At 66.5% G+C, this 19230-nt stretch carries 23 protein-coding genes; 9 read left to right on the forward strand and 14 right to left on the reverse strand.

Annotated elements, in window-relative coordinates:
• The first annotated feature begins 60 nt into the window (after positions 1 to 60).
• A complete protein-coding gene (locus A9995_RS03175; protein WP_067608995.1) occupies positions 61 to 606 on the forward strand; it encodes a hypothetical protein in 546 nt (181 codons plus the stop codon).
• Here A9995_RS03175 and A9995_RS03180 read toward each other — a convergent pair.
• Genes A9995_RS03180 through A9995_RS03190 form a run of 3 tightly spaced genes read right to left on the reverse strand, consistent with a single transcriptional unit; the run spans position 603 to position 3456 of the window.
• On the reverse strand, positions 603 to 1295 hold the full coding sequence (locus A9995_RS03180) for a DsbA family oxidoreductase (RefSeq protein ID WP_067608996.1): 693 nt from the start codon (positions 1293 to 1295) through the stop codon (positions 603 to 605). The genes A9995_RS03175 and A9995_RS03180 overlap by 4 nt on opposite strands.
• Positions 1292 to 2149 (reverse strand): NAD(+) diphosphatase, encoded by an 858-nt coding sequence (gene nudC, locus A9995_RS03185; RefSeq protein WP_067609000.1) that lies wholly within the window; start codon positions 2147 to 2149, stop codon positions 1292 to 1294. Before nudC ends, A9995_RS03180 begins: the two co-directional genes overlap by 4 nt.
• Positions 2149 to 3456: a serine hydrolase gene (locus A9995_RS03190; RefSeq protein WP_067609003.1), complete on the reverse strand. Its 1308-nt coding sequence runs from the start codon at positions 3454 to 3456 to the stop codon at positions 2149 to 2151. Before A9995_RS03190 ends, nudC begins: the two co-directional genes overlap by 1 nt.
• Positions 3457 to 3599: 143 nt before the next feature.
• On the opposite strand from A9995_RS03190, the gene A9995_RS03195 reads away from it, so the two are divergent.
• On the forward strand, positions 3600 to 3821 hold the full coding sequence (locus A9995_RS03195) for a hypothetical protein (RefSeq protein ID WP_067609006.1): 222 nt from the start codon (positions 3600 to 3602) through the stop codon (positions 3819 to 3821).
• Here the strand turns inward: A9995_RS03195 and mutY are convergent.
• Complete coding sequence (gene mutY, locus A9995_RS03200; protein ID WP_082992430.1) at positions 3818 to 4837, reverse strand: A/G-specific adenine glycosylase; 1020 nt, start codon at positions 4835 to 4837, stop codon at positions 3818 to 3820. The genes A9995_RS03195 and mutY overlap by 4 nt on opposite strands.
• A 29-nt stretch (positions 4838 to 4866) precedes the next feature.
• Between mutY and A9995_RS03205 the strand changes: the two genes are divergently transcribed.
• From A9995_RS03205 to A9995_RS03220, 4 genes are all read left to right on the forward strand, one after another.
• Positions 4867 to 5445 (forward strand): DUF721 domain-containing protein, encoded by a 579-nt coding sequence (locus A9995_RS03205; protein ID WP_067609513.1) that lies wholly within the window; start codon positions 4867 to 4869, stop codon positions 5443 to 5445.
• Positions 5442 to 6137, forward strand: coding sequence for a thioredoxin domain-containing protein (locus A9995_RS03210; protein ID WP_067609013.1), 696 nt, complete (start codon positions 5442 to 5444; stop codon positions 6135 to 6137). Before A9995_RS03205 ends, A9995_RS03210 begins: the two co-directional genes overlap by 4 nt.
• 104 nt (positions 6138 to 6241) lie before the next feature.
• On the forward strand, positions 6242 to 6994 hold the full coding sequence (locus tag A9995_RS03215) for a thioredoxin domain-containing protein (RefSeq protein WP_067609016.1): 753 nt from the start codon (positions 6242 to 6244) through the stop codon (positions 6992 to 6994).
• Positions 6995 to 7021: 27 nt separating this feature from the next.
• Positions 7022 to 10444, forward strand: a complete 3423-nt coding sequence (locus A9995_RS03220; protein ID WP_067609019.1) for a chromosome segregation SMC family protein — start codon at positions 7022 to 7024, stop codon at positions 10442 to 10444.
• Positions 10445 to 10460: 16 nt separating this feature from the next.
• Here A9995_RS03220 and A9995_RS03225 read toward each other — a convergent pair whose 3' ends face one another.
• The 5 genes from A9995_RS03225 to rpmF form a co-directional block, all read right to left on the reverse strand.
• Entirely contained in the window at positions 10461 to 10823 is a 363-nt protein-coding gene (locus A9995_RS03225; protein ID WP_067609022.1) for a MerR family transcriptional regulator, read from the reverse strand.
• A gap of 4 nt (positions 10824 to 10827) precedes the next feature.
• Positions 10828 to 11124 (reverse strand): integration host factor subunit alpha, encoded by a 297-nt coding sequence (locus tag A9995_RS03230; protein ID WP_067609025.1) that lies wholly within the window; start codon positions 11122 to 11124, stop codon positions 10828 to 10830.
• A gap of 117 nt (positions 11125 to 11241) precedes the next feature.
• Positions 11242 to 12207, reverse strand: a complete 966-nt coding sequence (locus tag A9995_RS03235; RefSeq protein ID WP_067609029.1) for a beta-ketoacyl-ACP synthase III — start codon at positions 12205 to 12207, stop codon at positions 11242 to 11244.
• Positions 12204 to 13268, reverse strand: coding sequence for a phosphate acyltransferase PlsX (gene plsX, locus A9995_RS03240; protein WP_067609032.1), 1065 nt, complete (start codon positions 13266 to 13268; stop codon positions 12204 to 12206). The genes A9995_RS03235 and plsX overlap by 4 nt, the downstream gene beginning before the upstream one ends.
• 22 nt (positions 13269 to 13290) lie before the next feature.
• Complete coding sequence (rpmF, locus tag A9995_RS03245; protein WP_067609036.1) at positions 13291 to 13470, reverse strand: 50S ribosomal protein L32; 180 nt, start codon at positions 13468 to 13470, stop codon at positions 13291 to 13293.
• Positions 13471 to 13696: 226 nt separating this feature from the next.
• On the opposite strand from rpmF, the gene A9995_RS03250 reads away from it, so the two are divergent.
• Positions 13697 to 14104, forward strand: coding sequence for an MAPEG family protein (locus A9995_RS03250; protein ID WP_199797199.1), 408 nt, complete (start codon positions 13697 to 13699; stop codon positions 14102 to 14104).
• A 6-nt stretch (positions 14105 to 14110) separates the two neighbouring features.
• Here the strand turns inward: A9995_RS03250 and A9995_RS03255 are convergent, their stop codons facing one another.
• The 3 genes from A9995_RS03255 to A9995_RS03265 all read right to left on the reverse strand — a co-directional run bounded on the left by A9995_RS03255 (position 14111) and on the right by A9995_RS03265 (position 16051).
• A complete protein-coding gene (locus A9995_RS03255) occupies positions 14111 to 14752 on the reverse strand; it encodes an MBL fold metallo-hydrolase (protein ID WP_067609038.1) in 642 nt (213 codons plus the stop codon).
• A 137-nt stretch (positions 14753 to 14889) separates the two neighbouring features.
• Positions 14890 to 15282 (reverse strand): hypothetical protein, encoded by a 393-nt coding sequence (locus A9995_RS03260; protein ID WP_145916771.1) that lies wholly within the window; start codon positions 15280 to 15282, stop codon positions 14890 to 14892.
• A 118-nt stretch (positions 15283 to 15400) separates the two neighbouring features.
• Positions 15401 to 16051, reverse strand: coding sequence for a LexA family transcriptional regulator (locus tag A9995_RS03265; RefSeq protein ID WP_233998058.1), 651 nt, complete (start codon positions 16049 to 16051; stop codon positions 15401 to 15403).
• A 134-nt stretch (positions 16052 to 16185) separates the two neighbouring features.
• On the opposite strand from A9995_RS03265, the gene A9995_RS03270 reads away from it, so the two are divergent.
• Positions 16186 to 16383 carry a hypothetical protein gene (locus A9995_RS03270; protein ID WP_067609041.1) on the forward strand — a complete coding sequence of 66 codons (198 nt, stop codon included), beginning with the start codon at positions 16186 to 16188 and terminating at the stop codon, positions 16381 to 16383.
• The gene (locus tag A9995_RS03275; protein ID WP_067609044.1) at positions 16373 to 16729 is read left to right on the forward strand and encodes a hypothetical protein; all 357 of its coding nucleotides are present in this window, start codon (positions 16373 to 16375) and stop codon (positions 16727 to 16729) included. Before A9995_RS03270 ends, A9995_RS03275 begins: the two co-directional genes overlap by 11 nt.
• Positions 16730 to 16770: 41 nt before the next feature.
• On the opposite strand, the gene A9995_RS03280 is transcribed toward A9995_RS03275, so the two are convergent.
• A complete protein-coding gene (locus A9995_RS03280) occupies positions 16771 to 18204 on the reverse strand; it encodes an aldehyde dehydrogenase family protein (protein WP_067609047.1) in 1434 nt (477 codons plus the stop codon).
• A 77-nt stretch (positions 18205 to 18281) separates the two neighbouring features.
• Positions 18282 to 19220, reverse strand: coding sequence for a D-2-hydroxyacid dehydrogenase (locus A9995_RS03285; protein WP_067609050.1), 939 nt, complete (start codon positions 19218 to 19220; stop codon positions 18282 to 18284).
• Positions 19221 to 19230: the final 10 nt, after the last annotated feature.

The following is a 19230-nucleotide window of genomic DNA, read 5'->3' on the forward strand; positions in this document are numbered from 1 at the left end:
CGTTTGCTTTTGTGGCGCGTTGAACTATCCCGCAATTGACGGGGATGGGAGCAGGCAATCATGAGCGGGATCGCAGCGCAGCACGAAATGCGAAGGGCCTACGCTGGCGGCGGCCCCGGAATCATCGTCTCTGGAATAGTCTGGGGGATCGCAGCCTATTTCGTCTCGCGGTGGGATGTGCGGACCGGCTTCATCGCGCTGTTCATCGGCGGAATGACCATTTTTCCGCTGGCCCAGCTTGTTTGCCGCAAGCTCCTGATGCGGCCCGCCCCCTCACCTCATAACGCGGTTGGGATGCTTGGGCTGGAAAGCACCATCGCGATGATCGCCTTGTTGGCGGCGGCTTGGCTAATGCTGCCGTTCCGGCCCGACGCCGTGTTTCCGTTCGCTGCGATTGCGGTCGGGACCCACTACTTCGCCTTTGCGACACTGTATGGCGACCGCACCTTCTGGCTGCTGGCCGCCATCCTCACCGCCATCGGCACGGTCGCGCTGTTCGAGCCCGCATTCGAGACCCTGGCGGTCATCATTGCAGTCGCGGTTGTGGAACTTCTCACGGGTCTTTATCTGACGCTGCGCGAGCGAGGGGCCGGCCCGATCCGCTAGCTGGCCGGTTCCGCGGTCTTTTCGACCACCCGGCGCAAGACATCGATGTAGGCTTCGGGCGGTTGCGCCCCGGGGATGAGGAACTTGTCCGCTACCACCATCGCCGGAACCCCCGAAATGTTAAGGTCCCAGGCGGCGCGCTCCTCGGCGCGGGTCTTGCGCGCCATCTCCTCGCTGGCGAGCGCGGCCTGAGCTTCCGCGCGGTCGAAACCCGTTTCCTCGGCGATATCGAGCAGCACCCTGGGCTCGCCGATCGGGCGGCGCTGGTTGAAATGCGCCGCGAAGAGCGCGAGCTTGAGCGCAGTCTGGCGCTCGTAGCCATGCGCCTCGCCCGCCCAGGTGAGCAGTTTGTGCGCCGCGAAAGTGTTCCACATCATCGCTTCGGGCGCAGGCTCCTCGCCTTCGTAATCGAGCGAGACACCAGCGCTCTGCGCCGCGCCGCGCATCTGGCCCTGAACATCCTTCGACTGCTCCAGCGTACGTCCGTATTTGCGCGCGATATGCGCGGTGCGCTCCTCGCCTTCGGGAGGCATATCCGGGTTGAGCTCGAAGGCATGCCAGCGCAGATCCGCCTCGATCTCGCCTTCCAGCCGGTCGAGCGCCTGCCGCAGATTACCCCAGCCGACCAGGCACCAGGGGCACATGACGTCGGACCAGATATCGATGGTCAATTTCGCGGTCTGGGTCATCGGTCTCTCCACCAAATCAGCAGGTGATGCGCAATCGCCTGCGCGGGCGGCGCGGCGAAGGGGCCATCTCCGGCAAGCGAGGCTGTCACTTCCTCGCGCGTGAACCAACGGATCTCGGCCAGTTCGGTTTCGTCCACGATCAGCGCATCGTCGTCGGCATAGCCGTGGCAGCCGATCATCAATTGCGAGGGAAAGGGCCATGGCTGGCTGGCGATATAGCTGACATCGCGCACGCGCACGCCGCTTTCCTCGAGCACCTCGCGTGCCACGCCTTCCTCGATGCTCTCGCCCGGCTCGACGAAGCCCGCCAGCGCCGAGAACCGCCCCTCGGGCCAGCCTTTGCCGCGGCCCAGCATCAATCTGCCGTCATATTCGACCAGCATGATCGCGACCGGATCGGTACGGGGAAAATGGCTTGCCTCGCACTGACTGCAATTACGCTGCCAGCCGCCCTTGGCGATCGTGGTCGCACCGCCGCACTGGGCGCAGAAACGGTGCCGCGCGTGCCAGTCGACGATGCTGCGCGCGCCGCCATAGATCGCCAGATCGTCGGGCGTCAGGCTGGACATCGCCTGCCACAGCGCCGGATTGGCTATCCGCGGCGCGGCATCGCCCGTCGGCGGGACGCAGGCGAAGCAGGGCTTACCCGCGTCCAGTCCGAGAAACACCAGCTCGGCATCCTCGGACGCATCGGCCAGCGTGCCCCAGCTGAGGCCACCGGTCTCGTCCATCCCGGGCATCAGCCCGTCGAGCGCGAGCAGTCGCGCGCGCCAGTTCATGTATCCTGCCAACCGCTCCGGATCGGCGCGGTCGTTGTCCGCCCGGTCGAGCCGCGACCCTGTGAATGCCAGCATCAGGCGCCCTGCATTGCAGCGAGATCCTTGGCGACGGCGACCGGGAAGCCGCCGTGGATCGGGTAGGCTTCGGACGGCATGTACTGGGTGAACATCGCGGCGCGTAGCCCGGCGTCGAAATTCACGAAGGCCACGGTGCCCGCGGCGCCGCCCCAGCCGTAGGAACCGTCGGTCACCCGCCCGCCCGCGCCGAAGCCCTGACCCTCGACCCAGGTCCCCTCGGTGGTCGCGGTTTCGGGCAGCATATCCGAGGTGCCGACCCGGACCGCCAGCTCGCCCATGATCCTTCGGCCATCGAGCATGCCGTATCCCAGCAGCATCCGTTGGAAGCGATCGAAATCGCGCGGGCTCGAGACCAGCCCCGCCCCGCCGAAGGGGAAGGATGGCTCGTCGAGATAGATCGAGGCACGCGCCGGGTCGATCGGCAGCGGAGTCGAATTGATAATGCCGTAATTGGTGGTGAAACGCCCGGTCTCGCTTTGCGGGACGCGGAAGAAAGTGCTGCTCATGCCAGCGGGCTCGAACAGCCGCTCGCGCAGGAAAGCATCGAAGCTCATTCCGCTCGCCACCTCGATCACCCGGCCCATCAGGTCGAGCCCGACCGAATAGCTCCATTTGGAACCCGGCTGGAGCACCAGCGGGACTTGCGCCAGCCGGTCGGCGAAATTGTCCAGCCCACGCACCGCCTCGGCGCGACCAAGACCGGGAATTTGAATGCGGCTGACCTGGCCCGGCACGATCCCACGCTCGACATAGAGCTGCGAGATCGGACCCTTCTGGACGATGTTGTAGCCAAGACCGGCGGTGTGGGTGAGTATCTGGCGAATGGTAATCGGGCGCTCGGCCGGCACCAGATCGGTTGCAGAGCCATCATAGGTGCGTTGCACCTGCATATTGGCAAACGCGGGGAGAATCTCCGCCAGCGGCTGGTCGAGGCCGAGCTTGCCATCCTCGATCAGCATCATCGTCGCCATCCCGGTGATCGGCTTGGTCATCGAGTAGATGCGATACAGGCTGTCCATGTCGGCGCGCGCCGAATGCCCAATCGCGAGCGTCCCTCTGGCGATGGTGAAGGGATCGCGCTGGCCCCAGCCCATCGTCGCGACCATATTGGCGACCTTGCGCTCACCGACATATTTCTCGACCATCGCCGCCACCGCCGGCCACTGGCCGGGCTGGGCACTGGTCTGCGCGAACAGGCCCGCGCCCGGGACGCCGGCAAAGGCCGCTCCGGCGCCAAGCATCGCGCCCCCGCGAAGCAGGCTGCGGCGGGATATCTGCGTGCTGTCGAATTCGCGATAGGCCATTCGGTTCCTCTCCATGGACGGGGCGCAAGGCGCACCGGTGCATCCGCGCTTGTGAACACCCGATTGCAAATTGCAACCTTGGATCAGCGCTCGCTCGCAACCCGAGGCTTGCAACACCGAGCTGTCTTATCTATCTAAATCACATGCTCAACATCGTCTCGATCCTGCTGGGGATCTTCTCGCTCCTGATCGTCATCCCTGCCACCATCCCCTTCCTGGGCTGGGGCAATTGGTTCGCGCTGCCGATCATCGTCGCCGGCGTGGTGATCGGGCAATTGTCCTCGCATCGCAGCGGGCGCAATTTCTGCCTGGTGGTGCTGGCGATTGCGATCATCCGGCTTAGCCTTGGCGGCGGCATCTTCTAGGCAAGCGCCAGCCGCGCCGCCTTCGCAAACAGCGTCGGCAGGCCGGCTTCCTCAAGCCTTGCGAGCGGCCACCATTCGCCCTCACCCTCCGGCGAACCGTCACCGGCATAGCGGCTGACCGCTAGTTCGAGTTGGGCGTGGGTGAAGGTGTGGCTGATGCGTCCCAGCGCCTCCCAATCGCCCGGTAGCGGCGGCTCGCCCGAGCCATCGGCCTGCGCCGACCAGCCATCGTCGGGCAGCGCGCGCATCCCGCCCAACATCCCTTTGCCCGCACGGCGAACCAGCCAGACTGCATTGTCGCGCTCGATCCAGAAGGCAACGCCCAGGCGCAGCGGCTTGGGCTTCTTCTTTGTTTTCCTCGGCAATCGCGCGGGGTCGCCCTGCGCCCGCGCCGCGCAGCCCTCCGCCAGCGGACACAGCAGGCAGCGGGGATCGCGTGTGGTGCAGATCGTCGCGCCAAGATCCATCATCGCCTGCGCGAAATCGCCAGCACGGGTCTCGGGAGTTATCGTTTCGGCGGCGACCCGAATCGGTTTGCGCGCCTGCGGCAGCGGGGTCTCGATGGCGAACAGCCGCGCCACCACCCGCTCGACATTGGCATCGACCACCACCGCGCGCCGGTCGAACGCGATCGCCGCCACTGCCGCGGCGGTGTAGGCGCCCAGCCCGGGCAATTCGCGCAAGCCCGCCTCGGTCTCGGGAAAACCGCCTCGCCCGGCCACCGCCCGCGCCGCCTTCACCAGATTGCGCGCGCGCGAATAATAGCCCAGCCCGGCCCAGGCGGCCATCACCTCTTCCTCGGGCGCGGCAGCGAGCGCCGCGACATCCGGCCAGCGCGCGGTGAAGGCGGCGAAATAGGGCTTCACCGCCGCGACCGTGGTCTGCTGAAGCATCACCTCGGACAGCCAGACGCGATAGGGGTCGGGTGCAGGTTCGCCCGTCCGCGCTCGCCATGGCAGGGCGCGTGCGTGGCGGTCGTACCAGTCGAGCAATCTGTCGGCGATGGTGGAGGTCACGGCGCGGCTATGGCATGGGGAGCGCTCAGATGGAAAGCGACACCCCCCCAAAGCCCACGAAAGCCGCGAAACCGGCCCCCGCCAAGGCCAAGCCCGCGAACCGGGTCAAACCCTACGAGCGTCCACGCGGCGGCCAGGCCAAACCGATCAGCGATCTGATGCCGCAGATCGGCCGCACCGCCTTCCGCCGCTTCGGCTTCGTCCAGTCGAGCGTAGTCTCGCGCTGGCCCGAGATCGTCGGCGAGGCGCATGCCCGGGTCTGCGCCCCCGAATCGATCCGCTTCCCGCCCGGCGAGAAATCGGAAGGCATCCTGCAACTGGTCGTCCTTCCCGCACATGCGCCGCTCATCCAGCATGTCATCCCGGAGATCATCGAACGGGTGAATCGTTTTTTCGGTTACAAGGCGGTGGCGCGGGTCAAGATGCGGCAAGGCACGGTTCAGGCACCCGCAACTAGCGAGAGACCGAAGTCGCCGCCCTCGCTCAAGCCGATTCCGATGGAATTGGGAGACAGCCTGCGCGATATCGGCGATCCGGAACTGCGCGCGGTGCTCGAATCTCTCGCGCGCAGCTTCGGCGATGCGGACAAGGAAACCGACGAGCAATGACCAGACGAAGCTTGAGCATGGCGCTGGCGCTCGGTGCCATCGCTCTTACCGGCGGCGGAGCCGCTGTGGTGGCGCAATCCGCGCAAAACTGGACCACGGCGGTCGTCGACAAGGACAATGGCCACCTGTTCGGCAATCCCGAAGCCGAGGTCAAGCTGGTCGAATTCATGAGCTACACCTGTTCGCACTGCGCCGATTTCGCGCGCAATGGCGACCAGGCAATCAAGCTGGCCTATGTCCCCAATGGCCGGGTCAGTTTAGAAATCCGACATCTGCTACGCGATCCGATCGACCTCACCGCAGCGCTGCTGACCCATTGCGGCGACCCGGCCAAGTTTCCCGAGAACCATTCCGCAATCCTCTATGCGCAGGACGAATGGCTCGCCAAGGCGCGCTCCACCACCCAGGCGCAGCGCTCGCGCTGGCAATTCGGCACCAATGGTGCGCGCCGCCAGGCGATGGCCAGCGATCTGGGCTTCTACACCATCATGGAGCGGCGCGGTTATTCGCGGGTCGCCCTCGATCGTTGCCTCGCCGACGAAACCAAGGCCACGGCTCTTGCTGAATCCAGTCAGGCCGATGTCTCGATCTACAATTTGCAAGGCACACCCAGCTTCGTTGTCGATGGTGAGCTGCTGCAAGGCGTCTTTACCTGGCCGGCGCTGGAAAAGGCGCTCGGCAGCCGCTTCTGACTCGAACGGGCCAAGGCGATTTGTGTGAAAAAGCGCAGGCCCATGCTTCCATCGCCCCGCACCTCTCGTCTAGCTTCGCCATTCACGACCAAGGACCGATATCGATGACCGCCACCCGCTCGCCGTTTCTCGCTGCATTCGCCCTCCCGCTCGCGTTGGCGCTCTCCGCCTGCGGTGCGGACGCGGAAGAGGCCGGCAGCCTCAATGGCGAGCCGATTGCCGAGGTCGCCGCGCCCGAGGGCCAGCAATGGAGCGACGTCGTCACCGTCACCGGGTCCGACGGCTATCTGCTCGGCAATCCCGACGCGCCGATCAAGGTGATGGAGTTTGCCTCGCTGACCTGTCCTGCCTGCGCGGCCTTCGCGCAGGACGGTGCCGATCAGCTCAAGGAAGACTACGTCAACACCGGCCGGGTGAGCTTCGAACTGCGCAACCAGATCCACGGCCCGCATGATCTGATGCTGGCGCAGCTGGTGCGTTGTGGCGCCGACGAGACCTATCACCCACTCTCCGATCAGGTGTGGAAGAACCTCGAGACCGTGCTCGGTCCGGTGTTCGAGCGGCAGGAGCAGTTCGGGCAGGCGCTCGCGCTGCCCGAGGACCAGCGCTTCGTCGCAGCCGCCGAAGTCGTCGGCTTCTACGATTTCTTCGCCGCGCGCGGGATATCCGAGGACCAGGCGCGCAGCTGCCTCGCCGATTTCTCGGCGATGACGACCATCGCCGATAATTCCACTCGGCAATCCGACGAGCTGGGCGTCACCGGCACCCCGACCTTCTTCATCAACGGCAGCAAGCAGGAAGGCGTGAGCGGCTGGCAGGCGCTCGAACCCCTGCTCCAACGCGCTGGCGCCAGGTAATCGCCCGCGCGGGGTAGCGGATCGGCGATGCTCCTCAACAAGCTCAAGCTCAGCGGCTTCAAGAGCTTCGTCGAACCGGCAGAACTGCGCATCGAACCCGGGCTGACCGGGGTCGTCGGCCCCAATGGCTGCGGCAAGTCCAACCTGCTCGAGGCGATCCGCTGGGTGATGGGCGAGAACTCGCCCAAGTCGATGCGATCGGGCGGGATGGAGGATGTCATCTTCGCCGGCACCCAGTCGCGCCCGCCGCGCGATTTCGCCGAGGTCGTGCTGCACGGCCAGACCGGCGATGGCGAGGAATTGCAGGTCATCCGCCGGATCGAGCGCGGCGCGGGTTCGGCCTACCGCGTCAACGGCCAGGATGTGCGCGCCAAGGATGTCGCGCTGACCTTCGCCGATGCCGCCACCGGTGCCCATTCGCCCGCGCTGGTGAGCCAGGGCAAGATCGCGCAGGTGATCGCCGCCAAACCCGCCGAACGCCGCCAGATGCTCGAGGAAGCGGCGGGGATCGCCGGGCTGCATGTCCGCCGCCGCGATGCCGAGAGCAAGCTGCGCCAGACCGAGGCCAATCTGGCCCGGCTGGAGGATCTGGCCGCCGGTCTCGACAGCCAGATCGCCTCGCTGCGTCGCCAGGCCAAGCAGGCCGAGCGCTACACCGCGCTCTCCGCCGAAATCCGCACCGCAGAGGCGCGGCTGGTCTTCGCCCGCTGGCGCGATGCCGCCGGTGCTGCCGAGGCTGCCAAGGCGGAGGCGGCAGAGGCCGAGACGCGGGTCGAAGAGCGCAAGCGCACCACCGATACCGCGCAGAAGGCCCAGCATGACGCAGCGCAGACGCTATCGGCAGCGCGCGAGGAACTGGCGGACCGGCGCGACGATGCCAGCGCGCATGGCCACCGCATGGCCGCGCTCACCGCCCAGCTCGAGGCCGCCGAGCAGCGGTTGCATGATCTCGACCGGCAGAAGACCCGCCTCGAAGAGGATCGCGGCGATGCCGACAGGCTGACGCGCGATGCGGCAGAAGCGTTGGCGAAGCTCAAGACCGAACTGGAGGCGAGCCGCAGGTCATTGGCCGAGGACGAGGAACGGCGTCCGGCGCTCGCCGCGCGCGCCGAGAAAGCCGAACACACCGCACGCGCCGCCGAACTCGCGCTTGCCAAGGTCACTGCGGACAATGCCGGAACCGAGGCCGAATGGCGGGTGGTCGAGGCCGAGATCGCGCAGGCGCGCGCCCGGCTTGACCGGCTCGACGCGGATCGTCGGCGGATGACCGAGCAGAGCACGGCGCTCGACCGCGAGGATGCGGGCACTGATGTCGATGCGGCGCGCCAGGCTGCGGAGGCCGCCACCGCCGAGCGCGAAGCGCGCCAGCAGACAATCGCGGCAATGCAATCGCGCAAGGCGGAATTGCAGCAGGCCCGCGACGATGCGGCAAGCGCGCTGTCCTCGGCGCGGGCGGAGCTTTCGGGGGTGGACCGCGAATTCACCGCACTCGACCGCGATCGCGATGCGCGCACCAAGGCTGCGGAAAAACGGCAGGGCCGCAAGCAGGCCATCGACGGTCTGCGCGCCGCCAAGGGCTACGAGCGCGCGCTCGCGGCGGTGCTCGGGCGCGACAGCAAGGCGCTGCTCGGCGATCCCGCCAACAGCGAGGAGGGCCGTTTCTGGACCGGTAGAGCCGCCCCCGAGCCGGTTACCGACAGCCTCGCCAGTAAGGTCGGCGATTGCCCTCCCGAACTCGCGGCACGGCTGGCGCTGGTCCATGTCGTCGCGAGCGACGACGGGCGCACGCTCGCTCCCGGCGAATGGCTGGTGACCACCGATGGCTATCTGCGCCGCTGGGACGGTTTCGTCGCGCGCGGCGAAGGTGCAGCCGAAGCAGCACGGCTCGAAGCGGAAAACCGCCATGCCGAGCTCGCCGCAGCGCTTCCCCCGCTGCGCTCGGCTGTCGAACGGGCGGAAGCCGCGCAGGCACAGGCGCAGGAGGAACTCGCCACGCTGCAGCGCGACCTCGTCGCCGCCGAGCGCGAGCTGGCGCAAGCATCGGACGACGAACGTCAGAAGCTGCGAGCGCTCGATCAGGCGGAAGCGGCGCGCGAACGCATGGCCGCGCGGCGCGCCGAACTCGACCGCGCGCAATCCGAGCTGGCTGAACTGCTCGGCTCGGCGAAAACCGATGTGGCGACGGCCGAGGCGAAACGCACCGCCCTTCCCGATCCCGCGACCGGCCGCGCGACGCTCGAGACCACGCGGGCGCGCAACGAGGCGGCGCGGTCGGGGGTGCAGGCCGCGGCGGCCGAACTCGCGGCCCACGATCAGGCGCTGGCGGTGGCGCGCGAGCGCAACGCGGCGCAGCGCTCGGACATGGCCAATTGGGAAGCGCGCTCGAGCGAGGCTGCCCGGAGGATGGCCGATATGGCGCGACGCCTCGAGGAAATCGGCGAGGAGCGCTCGGTCGTCGCGGCCAAGCCCGAGGGGTTAATGCGCGAGATCGAACAGGGCGATGCCGTTCGCGCGCGGCTGTCGGAAGGGCTGGCGCAGGCCGAGGCCGCGCTCGCCAAAGCGCAGGATACCGCGACATCCGCCGACCGTGCGTTTGCCACCGCGAACGAGGCGTTGGCCGAAGCGCGCGAGAACCGCGCCGGGCTCGCCGCGCGCGCCGAAAGCCAGGATGCCCGTCGGCTCGAGATGGCGCGGACGTCGGGCGAACGCTTCCAGTGTCCGCCCCCGCACCTCCCCGACAGGTTCGGTTTCGACGCGCAGGCGATCAGCGCCGCCGAGGCCGAGAGCGAGGACATGGACCGCCTCACCGCCAGCCGCGAGCGGATCGGACCGGTCAATCTCGTGGCTGCGGACGAACTCGCGCGGGTCGAGGCCGAACACGGCGCGAGCACCGAAGAACAGGCGGAACTGGCGGAGGCAGTCAGCCGCTTGCGCGGATCGATCGGCAGTCTCAACCGCGAGGGGCGCGAGCGGCTGCGCGACGCGTTCGAACGGGTCGACACCCATTTCCGGCGGCTGTTCACGCAATTGTTCGAAGGGGGTCAGGCGCATCTGGCGCTTATCGACAGCGACGACCCGCTCGAGGCCGGGCTCGAGATCTACGCCCAGCCACCCGGCAAACGGCTTCAGTCGCTCACGCTGCTATCGGGCGGCGAGCAGGCGCTGACCGCAATCGCGCTGATCTTCGCGCTGTTCCTCACCAACCCGGCGCCGATCTGCGTCCTCGACGAGGTCGATGCTCCGCTCGATGACGCCAATATCGACCGCTTCTGCGACCTGCTCGATGCGATGGTGAAGGAAACCGCGACCCGTTATCTCATCGTCACGCACAATGCGGTGACCATGAGCCGGATGCACCGCCTGTTCGGCGTGACCATGGTCGAAAAAGGCGTGAGTCGGCTCGTGAGCGTCGATCTGGGGGCGGCGGAGGAATTGCTCGCGGCAGAGTAGGCCGCTCGAACAAGCCTCAGGCTGCAAGCGCGCGATCGAGCCGGTCGCGAATGGCTTTCAACCGCGGGAGGATATCGTCGGTATCGGATCGCGCGCTGGATACCTGGGCCGCAGCCTGAGGATCCGGCGCGCCGATTATCGCCGCCCTGGCGCCCTTGAGCGTATAGCCGTCGCGGTTGACCAACCGGTCGATGCGTTCGACCAGCGCGACATCGTCGGCGCGGTAATAGCGTCGGCCGCCGCTGCGCTTGAGCGGTTCGAGCATCGGGAACTGCTGCTCCCAATAACGCAGCACATGCGGCTTGATGCCGAGCGCCTGCCCGACCTCGCCGATGGTGCGCAGAGCGCCGCTTTCCTTGCCATCGTCGAAATCGGCCATGACGCTATTCCTTTGCGATGCGGTCCTTGAGCAGCTGGCTCGCGCGGAAGGTGAGCACCCGGCGCGGGGTGATCGGAACTTCGATCCCGGTCTTGGGATTGCGCCCGACGCGTTCTTTCTTGTCGCGCAGCACGAAGCTGCCGAAACCGGAAATCTTCACATTCTCCCCATCGGACAGTGCGCCGCACATCTTGGCTAGAATCGACTCCACGATCTCGAGCGATTCGGCACGCGACAACCCCATCTTGCGATTGATCGTCTCAGCCAGATCGGCGCGAGTGAGCGTGCCCACCGAACGCATATCGCATCCTCCTAAATTCCAAGCGCGACCCGCACGAAACCCAGTTGCAGAACTAGACCCTACGGAGAAGACACGCAACGGATAGTGCTGATTTCGCCGCGGAAAGCGAGGAAAACCTCACATGCGAACGAGCGACGCACCCCAGGTGAAGCCGCCGCCCATTGCTTCGAACATCACCAGATCGCCGGGTTTGATCCGGCCGTCGCGAACCGCGACGTCGAGGGCGAGCGGAACCGAGGCCGCCGAAGTGTTGGCGTGGCGGTCGACGGTGACGATCACGCGTTCGGCCGGCAGGCCCAGTTTGCGGGCGGTGGCGTCGAGGATACGGGCGTTGGCCTGATGCGGGACGACCCAGTCGACCGCATCGATTCCCATTTCGACATCGGCGAGCACTTCGCCGAGCACTTCGGCCAGATTGACGACCGCATGGCGGAACACCTCGCGTCCCTTCATCCGCAGCTTGCCGACCGTGCCCGTGCTCGAGGGGCCGCCATCGACATGGAGCAGGTCGCAATGCTCGCCATCGGCGTGGAGCCGGGTGGCAAGGATGCCGGGGCCATCTTCCGCGACGTCCTGCGCTTCGAGCACTACCGCGCCCGCACCGTCGCCGAACAGCACGCAGGTGGTGCGATCCTCCCAGTCGAGGATGCGACTGAAAGTCTCCGCGCCGATTACCAGCGCCTTCTTGGCCATGCCGGTGCGCAGCATCGAATCGGCGGTCGCCATCGCGTAGAGAAAGCCCGAGCAGACTGCCTGGACATCGAAGGCGATCCCGCCCCGGCAGCCAAGCGCCCGCTGGACCTGCGTCGCGGTGGCGGGAAAGGTGTAATCGGGGGTGGCGGTGGCGAGGATGATCAGGCCGATCTCGCTCGCTTCCACGCCAGCCACTTCGAGCGCGCTGCGTGCCGCCTCGATGGCGAGCGTCGAGGTGGTCTCGCCCTCCCCGGCGATATAGCGCTGACGGATCCCGGTCCGCTCGACGATCCAATCGTCGCTGGTGTCGACGCGCTCGGCCAATTGGGCGTTGGTGACGCAATTTCTGGGCAGGGCCGAGCCCGTGCCTCGCAAGACCGAACGGATCATTGCCCCACGAGTCCGGGTGCCGCGCGGTGCCCATTGCCGCCCAGATCGCCGAGTTCGGCCAGATCATGGGTGATTCGGTTGGTGATGTCGTCCTCAAGCAGCCGCGCGGCGACTTCGACCGCATTTGCGACGCCCTTGGCATTGGCGCTGCCGTGGCTTTTCACCACCACCCCGTTGAGGCCGAGGAAGACCGCGCCATTGTGATTGTTTGGATCGAGATGGTGGCGCAGCAATTCGGTCGCCGGCCGCGAGACTAGGAAGCCCACCTTCGAGCGAATCGACGAGGCGAAGGCTTGCTTGAGCAGATCGGTGACGAAGCGCGCCGTCCCCTCGATCGCCTTGAGCGCGATATTGCCCGAAAAACCGTCGGTCACCACGACGTCGCATTCGCCGCGGTTGATCTTGTCCGCCTCGACAAAGCCTTCGAATTCCAGCGCCAGACCGGTCGCCGCACGCAGCCGGTTGGCGGCGTCCTGGATGTCCTCGGTGCCCTTGTTTTCCTCGGTTCCGATGTTGAGCAGGCGGACGCGCGGGCGTTCGCTGCCGCTGACGATCCGCGAATAGGCGGCACCCATGATCGCGAATTGGACGAGGTTGCGCGAATTGCCTTCGCTGTTCGCGCCAAGGTCGAGCATGATGACATCGTCATCGGTAAGAGTTGGGAGCAGCGCCGCCAGTGCGGGCCGGTCGAGGCCGGGCATGGTGCGCAGCGCAAGCTTGCTCATCGCCATCAGCGCGCCGGTGTTGCCCCCGCTGACCGCGGCTCCGGCAAGCCCCTGCTTCACCGCATTGACGGTGAGGCCCATGCTGGTGGTCTTCGCGCGGCGCAACGCCTTGCTGGGTTTCTCGTCGCCACCGACGACATCCTCGCAGTGGAGGATTTCGGATGCACCGCTCATGCCGGGGTGGTTGTCGAGCGCCGCCTTGATCTGAGTTTCGTCGCCGACCAGCAGGAATTTGAAGCGGTCGTGGCGGCGCCGCGCAAGCGCCGCTCCCTCCACCATTACACGCACGCCTTCATCACCGCCCATCGCATCGACGGCGATACGCGGAAGATTCATGACGTGCTCCGGTTGGTTACGGTCAGAGACCGACGGCGACGATCTCGCGACCGTTGTAATACCCGCAATGCGTGCACAGGTTGTGCGGGCGCTTCAGTTCGCCGCAGTTCGAGCACTCGTGATGAGCTTCGACCTTGAGCGAATCATGCGAACGGCGGTTGCCGCGGCGGTGGGGCGATACTTTTCTTTTGGGGACGGCCATAGCGGCACCTGTTCCTCAACAAATCTAAATGGTTGGTGGCCGCCCTAGAGGACGGTCCGGCAACGCACAAGTGTGCGTCAGACCGAAAAATCCAACCTGTGACGGTGAAGAAGCGCGCTATAACGACATTCTGTCGGGTTGCAAGCGGTTGATAGCGAGCTTGCAAGCGTTGCTCAGTGCCGGAGCACCTACTACCCCATGGCGCTATCAACGAGGGGCAAACACCATGGACGTCACGACGATTTTCCTTCCGGTCACGCTGACCGCCGCTGCTGCGGCGGCGCTGATCAATCTGTGGCTGGCGATCCGGGTCGGGCAGATGCGCGGCACGACCAAGCTAGTCCATGGCGACGATGCCGGGGGGCCGCTCACACGGCGGATGCGGGCGCAGCTCAATTTCGTCGAGAACACCGGGTTCGTGTTGGTGCTGATCGCGGCGATCGAGCTGGCAGACAAAGGCGGCCAGTGGCTCGCCTTCGTGGCTGCGGCCTATATGCTCGGGCGGGTGGCGCATGGCTTTGGTATGGATGGCGAGACCCCCACCCTGCCGCGCAAGATCGGAACGCTGACCACGATGCTCACCCTGCTCGGCCTCGCGATCGTCGCCACACTGGTCGCGCTGCGGGTGATCTAGCCGCGCTCAGGCCAGCGCATAATCGCTGACGAAGGCGTTGGTCTTGCGCTCCTGCCCAAAGGTGCTGGTCGGGCCGTGCCCGGGGATGAAGGTCACATCGTCGCCCAGCGGCCACAGCTTGCCGGTGATCGCGTCGATCAGATCCTGGTGATTGCCCATCGGGAAATCGGTCCGCCCGATGCTCCCCTGAAACAGCACATCGCCGACCACCGCGAACTTGCTCGGGCGGTGAAAGAACACGACGTGGCCCGGCGTGTGGCCGGGGCAGTGGAAGACCTCGAGTACCAGCTCGCCGACGGTTACCGTGTCGCCATCGACCAGCCAGCGGTCGGGCTCGAACACCTGGCCGTTGACGCCGTATTTCTTGCCGTCCTCGCCCAGCCGGTCGATCCAGAAACGGTCGGCCTCGTGCGGACCCTCGATCGGCAGGCCGAGCTCCTTGGCGAGGATCCCCGCTTCGCCGCAATGGTCGAGGTGGCCGTGGGTGATGAGGATCTTTTCCAGTTCCACCCCGGTCTGTTTCACCGCCGCGCGCAGCTTGTCGAGATCGCCGCCGGGGTCGATCAGAGCGGCCTTGTTGGTCGCGGTGCACCAGATCAGCGAGCAGTTCTGCTGCAAGGGCGTGACCGGGACGATACCGGCTTTCATCGGGGGTGTGGTCGGCGGCTGGCTGGAAATTTCGGTCATGAGCAACAGATGGCCAAGCCGCGCGTGCTTTGCAACGGGTCCATCCGGACGCCATCTCGCGCCCCGCCCGCTGCTGCTCGTAGCCGGCTCGCGGCCGATCAGTAAACGCGGAAGTCGACCACCCGGCCGTCGCTGCGGAAAGTGCAGGTGAATTCGTCGGTGCGACGGTCGCGCGAATCGGTCCGTCCGACCACGCGGACCGAATCCCGCCTCACCTGGTCGACTCGATCGATCGCAACCCGGCCGTAGCGTGTGGCCTGCTGTCCGCAGGCGTTGAAGGCATCGCGCTCGAAATCATTGCTGTAGCCGGTCCCGTAGCGATCGCTCCGGGGATCAGCGCCATAACGGCCATCGCGATACTCACCGTCGCGATAGGGATCACCGCCGAAGACCCCGCCAAGCGGGTCCGATCCATAGGCGGTGCATCCGCCAAGCATGACGGTGGCTGCCGCGAAGGCGGGGAGAGCGGCGGGAAGGGAGAAAAACTTCATGGCGACAGTCCTTTGGCTATTCGAACTCGCGCGCCCACCCGCGAGTTCGAATAGCTATATTACGAGGGTTTGGCGGGATCGTTCCAGCGAGGCGGGCCCGCCAAAGCCCGCAGCGCGCTCAAACCCTTCCGCCCTTCCACACCACGCGGCCGATGATCTCGACCTCCTCGCGCGCCAGTTCGATCGGCGCGTAGGCCTCGTTGGCGCTGACCAGCCGGATCAGCTCGGGCCCGCTGGCCTGGACCTGCTTGACGTGAAGCGCGTCGCCGATGCGGACGACATGGATACCCTCGCCGGCGCGCTTGTTGCGATCGACAAATATCTCGTCGCCGCTGCGCAGCACCGGTTCCATCGAATCGCCCTCGACCCGGATCGCCGAAAGATCGGCGCCCTCGAGCCCCATCTCGCGCAGCCAGCGGCGCGAGAAGCGGAAGCTGTCGAAGGAAATTTCCTCCGACCCGACCGCCCCCGGCCCCGCCGAGGCATCGAGCGGGAGCCGCGGGACGGCGAGGAATTCCTCGGCCGAGCTTCGCCTTGAGCTGAGAGCGGGTGCGCCCAGCTCGCCCTCCGAAACCCCGAAGAATTCGGCCAACCGCTGGCGGTCGTTCTCCTCGAGCCGGCGGGGTGAACCCTTGCGGACGTATTGCTGGAGGTAGCTGGGGTTGCGCCCCAACATCGCCGACAGCGAGGCCAGGCTGGCGCGGCTGGCCTGCGCCAGTTCGAGCAGTCGGGCGCGCTCCGGCGCGGCGTCATCATGATTTTCAACCAACGGCTTTCCTCGGTGCATGTCGAACTCCGACAACGATATTCCCTATACCATAGGATTTTTCCTAGACAAGTTGGATTTCGGCTGGAACAAATCACGAACGAGGCGTGCGAATCGCCAAGCCGTGAGGGAGTGCCATGCTGATCCGATCCGTCGAAAAATTTCTCCGCGAGCAGGAAATGCCCGCCACCAAATTCGGGCGGCTGGCGGCGAGCGACCCGCGATTCGTACTCGACCTGCGGATGGGGCGCGAGCCGCGCGGCTTCATGGCGGCACGGGTGCTGTCGTTCATGGACGGCTATCGCGCCGGGAAGGAGGCCGTTCATGGCGAGTGATCTTGCCGCGCTCCACCCGCCCAGGCTCGTGCGGCGTTCGACCACCGAGCGGCTGCGCGCGGCGCTGCTGGCGCTCGCCGAACAGCGCGGCGAAATGCTGGTTCATCGCGAGAAGGCCTGGGCCAGCATCACCTTCGCGGGCACCCGCCACGCGCTCTCGCTGCGCTTCGCGGGAGCCGAAGCGGTGGCGGCGGGCGAGCGCTTCGTCGCGGCGCTGCCCGAGCACGAATTCGCGATTCCCGGTCAGCTGGTCGCCGATGCCACGGTGAGCGAGGTCGAGCACCGCCTGCTGCCCGAGCCGCAGCTGGTGGTGGGCTGCGAATTGCTGCTGCTGGAGGAGGCGTGAGCAGCGCCGCACTCTCCGGCCTCTCTCGCCCCCTCACAGCCTCAGTTGCGGCGAATCACCAGGCTGCGGATCTCGGTCATGTCCTCCATCGCGAAGCGCACGCCCTCGCGCCCCAGCCCCGAGTTCTTGACCCCGCCATAGGGCATCGAATCGACGCGGAAGCTGGGGATCTCGTTGATGCAGATCCCGCCGCAATCGATCCGGTCCCAGGCGTCGAGCACCTTGAACAGGTCGCGGGTGAATATCCCCGCCTGCAGCCCGAACTCGCTGCGGTTGACCTCCTCGATCGCCGCATCGAAGCTCTCGAACTTCATCAGCACCGCCACCGGGCCGAAGGCTTCCTCGTTGACCACCTTGGCCTTGGTATCGACATCCTCGAGCAGCGTCGCCTCGAGCATCCGTCCGTCGCGCCCACCGCCGCACAGCAGCCTCGCGCCGCCGTCCACTGCCTCGTCGATCCAGCCCTTGAGCCGCTCGGCCTCGCCATCGTCGATCATCGGTCCGATGAAGGTGTCGCGGTCCTTGGGGTCGCCAGCAACAAGCCCCCTGGCGCGCTCGACCAGCATGTCGCGAAAGCGATCGTAGACCTTTGCATGGATCAGGATCCGCTGGACGCTGATGCAGCTCTGGCCCGACTGGTAGAAGGCGCCGGTGATCACCCGGTCGACCGCATCTTCCAGATCGGCATCCTCGTCGATCACCACCGCGGCGTTGCCGCCCAGTTCGAGCACGACCTTCTTCTTGCCCGCGCGCGCCTTCAAATCCCAACCGACCTCGCCCGAGCCGGTGAAGGACAACAGCTTGAGCCGTTCGTCGGTGGTGAACAGATCGGCGCCGTCACGGCTGGCGGGCAGGATCGAGAAAGCACCCTCGGGCAGATCGGTTTCGGCCAGCACCTCGCCGATGATCAGCGCGCCCAGCGGGGTCTTGCTGGCGGGCTTGAGCACGAAGGGGCAACCCACCGCGAGCGCCGGTGCGATCTTGTGCGCGGCGAGATTGAGCGGGAAGTTGAACGGACTGATGAAGCTGCACGGCCCCACGGGCACGCGCTTCCAGATCGCCTGGTAGCCGGCCGTGCGCTCCGAAATATCGAGCGGCATCACCTCGCCGCCCAGCCGCACCGATTCCTCGGCGGCGATCCGGAAGGTATCGATCAGCCGCTCGACCTCGCCCTCGGAATCCTTGATCGGCTTGCCCGCCTCGACGCAGAGCGCATAGGCCAGCTCCTCGCGGCGTTCCGCGAACCGCGCGACGCAATGGTCGAGCACGGCCTTGCGCTGGTAGCTCGCCAGCCGCGCCATCGGCTCCGCCGCGCGGGCCGCACCGGCGATCGCGGCATCGATGATTTCGGGCGAGGCCAGCGCGGTGCGAAAGGCGATCTCGCCGCTGTATTTATCGGTCACCGCGAGATCGGTGTTGGGCTGCTCGGGCTTGTTGTTGAGATAGAGCGGGTAGGTATCCTTGAGCTTGGGCATGCGCGGGTTCCTTCTTTGCTACACCAACCCGGCGGACCCCGCCGCCGTTCCGCCGGCCGCTCTCGCGATCCCGGCGCTCAGTATCCCAGTTCGAGATCGAGTTGCGGTTCGACCGGTTCGCCCTGTTTCCAGCGCTCGAGATTGGCGATGAAGCGGTCCGCGCTGCGCTGGAACATCTTCGTCTGCGCGCGGCCCGAGAGATGCATGGTGATCTGCGCGTTCTCCAGCTCCCACAGCGGGTGTTCTTCGGGCAGCGGCTCGGGCTCGGTGACATCGAGCAGCGCTCCCTCGATCGATTTGCTGCGCAGCGCCTCGATCAGCGCGGGCTGGTCGACCACATCGCCGCGCGCCACATTGACCAGCACCGCGGTCGATTTCATCGCCGCCAGTTCCTCGGACCCGATCATGTGGCGGGTTTCTGGGGTCGAGGGGACCGCGAGCACCACCCAGTCGAACTCGCCCAGCCGCGCGCGCCATTCATCGGGTTTCAGCGCCCCGTCGGCACCCGAGCGGCGCACCGGCACGACCTCCATGGCGAAGGCCTCGAGCCGGGTCTTCACCAGCGCGCCGATTGCCCCCATGCCGAGCAGCAGCACCCGCTCGCCCGCCAGCTCGCGCTTGCCGGGGCTGTCGAGCAGCCATTCGTGCCGGTCCATCGCGCGCACGACCTCGGCATAGCCCTTGGCATGCGCCAGCATCAGCATGACGACATATTCGGCGATCGTCAGCGCGTTGATGCCTGCACCATTGGTCACCACCGTCCCGCGCTGCGCCAGCAGGTCGAGAGGCAGGAAATCGAGCCCAGCGTAGATCGAGTTGAGCCATTTGAGATTCGTGGCTGCCTCGACGGTGGCGATCATCGGCGCGTGCTGGGTGAAATCGAACCAGCCGATCTCGGCCCGAGGCGCCAGCTCGAGCGCCTCTTCCTGCGTCGCGAACCAGTGCGGCTCGACCCAGTCGGGCAGACGCGGCTCGACCAGCGGACGGATCATGGCGGAAAGTACGGCTGTGGTCATGCAGGGCTCC

The sequence above is a fragment of the Erythrobacter sp. QSSC1-22B genome (assembly GCF_001678665.1).
Lineage (GTDB): Bacteria > Pseudomonadota > Alphaproteobacteria > Sphingomonadales > Sphingomonadaceae > Qipengyuania.

What these genes read in the sequence shown, in the direction of transcription:
- A9995_RS03230 (WP_067609025.1), bottom strand. Translation starts at nt 11,124, where the DNA reads ATGCGTTCGGTGGGCACGCTCACTCGCGCCGATCTGGCTGAGACGATC.
- nudC (WP_067609000.1), bottom strand. Translation starts at nt 2,149, where the DNA reads ATGCTGGCATTCACAGGGTCGCGGCTCGACCGGGCGGACAACGACCGC.
- A9995_RS03260 (WP_145916771.1), bottom strand. Translation starts at nt 15,282, where the DNA reads ATGAAGTTTTTCTCCCTTCCCGCCGCTCTCCCCGCCTTCGCGGCAGCC.
- A9995_RS03275 (WP_067609044.1), top strand. Translation starts at nt 16,373, where the DNA reads ATGGCGAGTGATCTTGCCGCGCTCCACCCGCCCAGGCTCGTGCGGCGT.
- A9995_RS03270 (WP_067609041.1), top strand. Translation starts at nt 16,186, where the DNA reads ATGCTGATCCGATCCGTCGAAAAATTTCTCCGCGAGCAGGAAATGCCC.
- A9995_RS03215 (WP_067609016.1), top strand. Translation starts at nt 6,242, where the DNA reads ATGACCGCCACCCGCTCGCCGTTTCTCGCTGCATTCGCCCTCCCGCTC.
- A9995_RS03285 (WP_067609050.1), bottom strand. Translation starts at nt 19,220, where the DNA reads ATGACCACAGCCGTACTTTCCGCCATGATCCGTCCGCTGGTCGAGCCG.
- A9995_RS03175 (WP_067608995.1), top strand. Translation starts at nt 61, where the DNA reads ATGAGCGGGATCGCAGCGCAGCACGAAATGCGAAGGGCCTACGCTGGC.
- A9995_RS03280 (WP_067609047.1), bottom strand. Translation starts at nt 18,204, where the DNA reads ATGCCCAAGCTCAAGGATACCTACCCGCTCTATCTCAACAACAAGCCC.
- A9995_RS03255 (WP_067609038.1), bottom strand. Translation starts at nt 14,752, where the DNA reads ATGAAAGCCGGTATCGTCCCGGTCACGCCCTTGCAGCAGAACTGCTCG.
- A9995_RS03220 (WP_067609019.1), top strand. Translation starts at nt 7,022, where the DNA reads ATGCTCCTCAACAAGCTCAAGCTCAGCGGCTTCAAGAGCTTCGTCGAA.
- A9995_RS03210 (WP_067609013.1), top strand. Translation starts at nt 5,442, where the DNA reads ATGACCAGACGAAGCTTGAGCATGGCGCTGGCGCTCGGTGCCATCGCT.
- A9995_RS03225 (WP_067609022.1), bottom strand. Translation starts at nt 10,823, where the DNA reads ATGGCCGATTTCGACGATGGCAAGGAAAGCGGCGCTCTGCGCACCATC.
- A9995_RS03180 (WP_067608996.1), bottom strand. Translation starts at nt 1,295, where the DNA reads ATGACCCAGACCGCGAAATTGACCATCGATATCTGGTCCGACGTCATG.
- A9995_RS03235 (WP_067609029.1), bottom strand. Translation starts at nt 12,207, where the DNA reads ATGATCCGTTCGGTCTTGCGAGGCACGGGCTCGGCCCTGCCCAGAAAT.
- A9995_RS03195 (WP_067609006.1), top strand. Translation starts at nt 3,600, where the DNA reads ATGCTCAACATCGTCTCGATCCTGCTGGGGATCTTCTCGCTCCTGATC.
- A9995_RS03250 (WP_199797199.1), top strand. Translation starts at nt 13,697, where the DNA reads ATGGACGTCACGACGATTTTCCTTCCGGTCACGCTGACCGCCGCTGCT.
- plsX (WP_067609032.1), bottom strand. Translation starts at nt 13,268, where the DNA reads ATGAATCTTCCGCGTATCGCCGTCGATGCGATGGGCGGTGATGAAGGC.
- A9995_RS03190 (WP_067609003.1), bottom strand. Translation starts at nt 3,456, where the DNA reads ATGGCCTATCGCGAATTCGACAGCACGCAGATATCCCGCCGCAGCCTG.
- rpmF (WP_067609036.1), bottom strand. Translation starts at nt 13,470, where the DNA reads ATGGCCGTCCCCAAAAGAAAAGTATCGCCCCACCGCCGCGGCAACCGC.
- A9995_RS03205 (WP_067609513.1), top strand. Translation starts at nt 4,867, where the DNA reads ATGGAAAGCGACACCCCCCCAAAGCCCACGAAAGCCGCGAAACCGGCC.